Genomic DNA, 6,172 nt, shown 5'->3' with positions numbered 1-6,172 from the left:
GCTACGTTTTTCGCCCGTATTCATTGCACCTTCCTGATAAGAAGCCAGAAGGTGTAAACCTTATTCAGGACGAGACACGGCAATGAAAAAAGCCCTATCGGATTTCGATAGGGCTTTTTTTTGGTTCTTGATCGCTCCCTGGAGCGAGCTTGCTCGCGAAAAACCCGAGGGCGCTGCGGGCCATCTGGTTTAACGCGATATCGTCCACGACCAGCGCGAGCAGGCTAGCCCCTGCAAAGGGGAACGTCAGTTGATCGGCGCAGAGGTGATAGACCATTGCGGATCAAGTGACCCGCTCATCTCCAGTAGCCGTTTGTAACCGGTACGAAGAATGCGCCGCTCGCCTTGCAGCTTGACGCAGTGACCCTCGTAGGTAGCGCTGCCGTTGCGCTCGCCCGCATTTCTACGCTGACGGCCTGCAGGCTCTACACGCTGGCGCAAGGGCCTGCTTGCGGGCACGGGAGGCAGGCCCTTTTTGGTTTGAAGGGGGAACTTACTGACAGGGTAAACCGAAAAAAACGCCGCTGGAACCTGGCAAGGTTGCAGCGGCGTGGTGGTGCGCGGAGGTGGTCAGGCCGCCACGGGCCGTACCGCTGTGAGATGCGCCGCAGGTTCCTTCATCTGTTGTCGATAGCGCGGCAGTGCCAGGGTCAGGAACACGCAGGCCAGCACCAGCATCGACACCGACGAAGCCAGGGCATAGCGCAGGGATTCACTGCCCAGGGTCGGCACGAAGAAATCGCTGAGCATGCCTACAAACAGCGGCCCGATACCGACGCCCAGCAGGGTCATGGCCATCACAAAAATGGCCGTGGCCTGTGCCAGCCGTGTGGCCGGGAACAGGTGGGTGATGGCGCTCAGGCACGGTGTTGCCCACCAGACACCAAAAAAAGAGAACGCGCTGTAGAACACAAACGCCTGTGGAACGGCGATGCTGCCGATGTAGAAGGCCGTGCCTTGGGGCCAGAGAAAGTACGAAAGAGCAAAGGGAATGCTGATCAGCGTACCTGCCAATGGCACACCGATTTGCCAGCCGACATCGCGCCGCGCCATGCGGTCGGTAAGGATGCCGCAGGCCAGGGTGCCGACAGTCGCACCGGTGCCACCCACCACGCCTACCAGGAATCCGGCTTCTTGCAGGTTGAGCCCGTGGGAACGGATGAGGAAGCTCGGGCTCCAGGTGCCGATGGCGTAGCCAGCAATCGCCGCCGCGCCGCCGGTGAGTACCAGGCACAGGAACGAGGGCATGCGAAACAGTTCGACAAGCGTCTTGAGCCAGCCTTCCTGTTGTGCCACGACCTGACCCAGCGGCACGACGCGCTTTGGCGCACGCACGGTCAGCAGCAGAAGCAGGCCCAGGAAGATCCCGGGGGCGCCGATCAGCAGGAAAGCGTAGCGCCAGCCGTGGTGTTGGGCTATCCAGCCGCCGAGGCCCAGGCCGACAATCGCGCCCAGGCTCGAACCGAGCATTAACACCGACAGTGCAGTGGATCGGCGGTTGGCCGGGTACAAATCCGAGACCATGGCCACCGACGGCGCCGTGCCTCCGGCCTCGCCGACTGCCACACCGATCCGCGCCAGCACCAGGGTCAGGAAGTTGCCGGCCATGCCGCAGAGCATGGTCATCAGGCTCCAGGCAATGCAGCTGAAGGCGATCACCGGCTTGCGCCCGATGCGGTCCGACAGGCGCCCCAGCGGAAAGCCGAACACGGTATAGAACACCGCGAAGGTCACCCCCGAAAGCAGGCCGATGCCGGTATCGGAAATGCCGAATTCGAGCTTCACCGGTTCGATCAGTATCGCCATGAGCTGACGGTCGATGTAGTTGAACACATAGATGCTGGCGAGCACGAACAGCGCGTAGTGCGTTCGCCATGTCACGGGGGGGGATTGATTCACTGCGGGTGCTCCCGGTTTTGTTCTAGTTGACGCGATGCTCGGCGTGTCACGGGTTTTTCTCATCGTCCATTCAGACCATTTTTGCTCTGCGCACCGTCCTGTTCTGCAGGATCGCCGACCTAGTCTTGTCGGACGATGTTTCGCATGTGCTCACGGTCAATCATTCAGCCCATATTCGCTGGCCTGTCAGGGTTTGCCCACGCTGTGGCAGCCCCTGGAAAAGCCTGAAAACAATAAGAAGCTGAGGAATTGCAATGAGCGTCTTGTTCGAGCCGGTCGCCCTGGGCGAACTGCAACTGGCCAATCGCATCGTCATGGCCCCCATGACGCGCAGCCGCGCCCTTGCCGATGCAGTACCCGGCAGCGATATGGTCGAGTACTACCGCCAGCGGGCCGGCGCCGGGTTGATCGTGGCCGAGGGCACCGCGCCTTCCGCGAGCGGTCTGGGCTATTGTCGCACCCCGGCCATCTATAACGATGAGCAGATCGTCGGCTGGCGGCGTGTCACCGAGGCGGTGCATGCCGAGGGCGGGCGCATCGTCCTGCAGCTGATGCATGTCGGTCGTGCCGCCAGCCGGCACAACAAGCCAGTCGGGGCGGCCACGGTGGCGCCGTCGGCATTGCGTGCGCGCACACAGGTGTTCAGCGACGCCGCCGGCCTGGTGGACACTGACGAGCCGCTGGCGCTGAGCCTCCAAGGCATTGGCGAGGTCATCGAAGACTACCGTCAGGCCGCACTGAATGCGCGCCTGGCGGGCTTCGACGGTGTCGAACTGCACTGCACCAGCGGTTACCTGCCGATGCAGTTCATGGCCTCAGGCAGCAACCAGCGCAGCGATGCCTACGGCAGCGACGTGACCGGACGGGTGCGTTTCGCCAAGGAAGTCATCGAGGCCATGGCCAGTGCGATCGGCGCTGGCCGTGTCGGTTTTCGCCTGTGCCCCGGTAATCCCTACAACGACATTGACGACCGCGATCCCGCAAGCACGGCGGCCGCCTTGTGTGAAGCTGTGGCGCCGTTAGGGCTGGCATACCTGCACATCATGCGCTCGCCTCTGGCCGACCTCGATGCCTTCGCCCTTGCGCGTCGCCACAGTCCCCATGCCTTGATTCTCAATGATGGTTTCGACGGCCACTCGGCCAGTGCCGCTCTCGCGTCGGGCGAGGGGGCTGCCGTGTCGTTTGGCCGTCACTTTATTGCCAACCCCGATCTGGTGGAGCGCTTGAAGCATGGCCTGCCTCTGAGTGGCTTCAACCGCAAGACCCTGTATACGCCGGGTCGGGCCGGGTACTCCGATTACCCCACTTATCAAGCGAATGCGCAGGAGGTGGCGCGATGAACCTGAATGACGTCAGCCACCTCCTGCCGACCCGCGCGGTACCACGGGAGCAGACCCAGGCACTGCTTGACCGGCGCTCGGCGGCGGCCGGGCTGATCAAGCCGAGTGATCGGCATACCCTGGCGGACCGCCTGGAACAACAGGCGCGCGAGCAGGGTGAACGCACATTTCTGATCTACGGCGACCAGGCGCTGAGCTACCAGGAAGTCGATGCCCGGGCCAATCAGATGGCCCACACTTTTTACGCCAACGGCCTGCGCGCCGGTGATGTCTGTGCCCTGGCCATGGAAAACCGCCCGGCGTTCTTCTGCACCTGGTTCGGCCTGGTGAAGCTGGGGGTGGTGGTGGCCTTCATCAATACCCAGGTAAACGGCCGTGCGTTGCTGCATGCATTGCACACCACCGACGCCAAGGCGTTGGTGATCGGTGAAGAATGCCTGGCCAATATACAGGCCACCGAAAGCTTTCCGGACTTGCCATGCTGGCTGATACGCGACGCGGAAAACCCCTGGTGCGGACCGCTGCCCAAGGTGATCGACGGGCATTTCGATGCGCGCCTGGAAAAAGCGCCGCGCACGCCGTTTCCACGCGATATTCGCGCGCACATCGAAGCGCAGGCGCCGACCCTGCTTATATTTACCTCGGGCACTACCGGCTTGCCCAAGGCGGCGCGCTACAGCCACATGCGCTGGATGTCCTCGGGCGATGTGATGGAAGTCACCCTGCAAGCCACCTGCGAGGATGTGTTCTATTGCTGCCTGCCGCTGTACCACGGCGCCGCAGCCACTTCGGTCACCTCTACCGCGCTGCGCGCCGGTGCAGCCATCGTGGTGCGCCGCAAGTTCAGCGTGCGTGAGTTCTGGAAGGACGTGGCCCGTCATCGGATCAGCATCTTCCAGTACATCGGTGAAATCTGCCGCTATCTGCTCAATCAGCCGGTGCGCGCCGGTGAGCGCGATCACAGCTTGCGCTGCATGCTCGGCGCCGGGCTGTCGCCGGATTCCTGGCAGCGCTGGCTGGAGCGCTTCGGTCCGATCCAGGTGTTCGAGGGCTGGGGCGCCACCGAAGCCAATGCGGCGGTGATCAACGTCGACAACTATTTCGGTTCTTGCGGACGCGTGCCGGACTGGAACAAGACCAATTTGCGGCTGGTGCGTTACGACATCGAAAACGACTGCCATCCGCGGGACGAAAACGGTTTCTATCAAGTCTGCAAAGTGGGGGAGATCGGTGAGGCCATGGGCTTTATCGTCGACCACCCGGACATTGGTGGCGGGCGTTTCGAGGGCTACACCTCAAGCGAGGCAACCGAGAGCAAGATCCGCCGCAATGTGTTGCGCGAAGGCGATGCCTGGTGGAGTTCCGGCGACTTGTTGCGCGAGGACGCTGAGGGTTACTGCTACTTCGTCGACCGCATCGGCGATACCTATCGCTGGAAGAGCGAGAACGTTTCGACCCAGGAAGTGGCGGACGCCCTGGGAGATCTCGCGGGCCTGGAGCTGGTGAATATCTATGGGGTGCAGGTGCCGGGCCATGAAGGCCGCGCTGGCATGGCCGCCGTCCAGATGCAGGCGGGCCAGGTGTTTGATCCGGCCGCACTGTATGCCGTGACTGAAGCGCGCCTGCCGCGCTACGCAGCTCCGGTGTTCGTGCGGGTTACCCAAACGGCCGACCTGACGGCGAGCTTCAAGCTGCGCAAGGTTGACCTACAGCGCCAGGGCTACTGCCCGACGCGTTGCGGCGACCCATTGTTCATCCGCGACGAACAGGCCCGCACTTATGTGCCTTACTCGCAAGCAGCTCTGGAGCGGGCTGGCCTGGCGCCCTTCGCGGTGGCCGACCATGGCTGATCTCGACGCCAACGGTCACGAACTGCGCAGCGGCTTGCGCTATCCCTGGCCACAGCCGCCGGATTCCGGACAGGTGCTTGAAGTGGCGCCGGGTGTCTGGTGGTTGCGCATGCCGCTGCCGTTTCGCCTGGATCACATCAACCTCTATCTGCTGCGTCACACCGACGGCTGGGTAGTGGTGGACACCGGCATGAACACCGCGCAAACCCGAGAAGTCTGGGACCGGGTGCTCGGCGACGTGTGTGGCGGGCTGCCTCTGCTGGCGGTGGTGTGTACCCACTTCCACTCTGACCATGCCGGTGTGGCCGCATGGCTGTCGGAGCGTTTCCACTGCCCGGTGTATATGACCGCCAGCGAATTCCAGTCACTGCACGTCAGGTTTCCGGCCGAGCAACCGCCGGGCTGGGACCTTCTCGATTTCTACCGCAAGGCCGGCGTCAGCGATGAGCAGAGTGCCGAGATGTTCGCGGTGATGAGCAACGCGCATTTCCTGCCAGCTGCGCTGAACCATTTTCGCCGTTTGCGCGAGGGCAGCTGCCTGCACATCGGCGGTCGTACCTGGCAGGTGGTCATCGGTCGCGGTCACTCGCCGGAGCATGCGTGCCTGTACGCCGCCGATGACGACTTGCTGATCTCTGGCGACCAGGTGTTGCCGCGCATCACCTCCACCGTCGGTGTGCATGCCACAGAGCCGTTGGCCAACCCACTGCGCGAATGGCTCGACTCCATCGAACACCTGCGCAGCCTGCCCGACAGTGTGCTGGTGCTGCCTGCACACGAGCGGCCGTTCTTCAATTTGCATCAGCGCCTGGATCAGCTGGAGGACCATCACCGCGGGCATCTGGCACTGATGCTGGCCAACTGTGACGAGCCGCGCACCGTGCTCGAACTGATGGCTTTGCTGTTTCCCAAACTGTCGGGTCGTTTCGACGAACTGATGGCGCTTGGCGAAACGTTGGCCCATGCCAACTACCTGGTGGCCGAAGGGTCGCTGGAGCGGGAAGAGGACCGGGGGCTATATCGCTACCGGCGTGCTGTAAGGGGAGCGTGCGCGGTGACATCGCTCAAGGTGTTTTGAGCGGA

5 protein-coding genes are annotated in these 6,172 nt (G+C 62.9%); 3 read left to right on the top strand and 2 right to left on the bottom strand.

The window, feature by feature from the left end:
* Positions 1-246: 246 nt before the first annotated feature.
* Both AAEZ05_RS18790 and AAEZ05_RS18785 read right to left on the bottom strand, forming a co-directional pair.
* Positions 247-441: a hypothetical protein gene (locus tag AAEZ05_RS18790; RefSeq protein WP_350597734.1), complete on the bottom strand. Its 195-nt coding sequence runs from the start codon at positions 439-441 to the stop codon at positions 247-249.
* Between the two features lie 129 nt (positions 442-570).
* Positions 571-1,899 (bottom strand): spinster family MFS transporter, encoded by a 1,329-nt coding sequence (locus AAEZ05_RS18785; protein ID WP_350648430.1) that lies wholly within the window; start codon positions 1,897-1,899, stop codon positions 571-573.
* A gap of 254 nt (positions 1,900-2,153) precedes the next feature.
* Here AAEZ05_RS18785 and AAEZ05_RS18780 point away from each other — a divergent pair, with 254 nt between their 5' ends.
* Genes AAEZ05_RS18780 through AAEZ05_RS18770 form a run of 3 tightly spaced genes read left to right on the top strand, consistent with a single transcriptional unit; the run spans position 2,154 to position 6,167 of the window.
* On the top strand, positions 2,154-3,239 hold the full coding sequence (locus AAEZ05_RS18780) for an alkene reductase (RefSeq protein WP_350648428.1): 1,086 nt from the start codon (positions 2,154-2,156) through the stop codon (positions 3,237-3,239).
* The gene (locus AAEZ05_RS18775; protein WP_350648426.1) at positions 3,236-5,089 is read left to right on the top strand and encodes a long-chain-acyl-CoA synthetase; all 1,854 of its coding nucleotides are present in this window, start codon (positions 3,236-3,238) and stop codon (positions 5,087-5,089) included. The genes AAEZ05_RS18780 and AAEZ05_RS18775 overlap by 4 nt, the downstream gene beginning before the upstream one ends.
* Positions 5,082-6,167, top strand: coding sequence for an MBL fold metallo-hydrolase (locus AAEZ05_RS18770; RefSeq protein WP_045058539.1), 1,086 nt, complete (start codon positions 5,082-5,084; stop codon positions 6,165-6,167). Before AAEZ05_RS18775 ends, AAEZ05_RS18770 begins: the two co-directional genes overlap by 8 nt.
* Positions 6,168-6,172: the final 5 nt, after the last annotated feature.

Origin of the sequence: Pseudomonas sp. HY13-MNA-CIBAN-0226 (assembly GCF_040310305.1) — a bacterium.
GTDB lineage: Bacteria > Pseudomonadota > Gammaproteobacteria > Pseudomonadales > Pseudomonadaceae > Aquipseudomonas > Aquipseudomonas gregormendelii.
This window is presented reverse-complemented; position numbering and strand designations above follow the sequence as displayed.

Bases quoted from the DNA above. Each gene is read 5' to 3' on its own strand.
- AAEZ05_RS18780 (WP_350648428.1), top strand. From the start codon at position 2,154: ATGAGCGTCTTGTTCGAGCCGGTCGCCCTGGGCGAACTGCAACTGGCC.
- AAEZ05_RS18775 (WP_350648426.1), top strand. From the start codon at position 3,236: ATGAACCTGAATGACGTCAGCCACCTCCTGCCGACCCGCGCGGTACCA.
- AAEZ05_RS18770 (WP_045058539.1), top strand. From the start codon at position 5,082: ATGGCTGATCTCGACGCCAACGGTCACGAACTGCGCAGCGGCTTGCGC.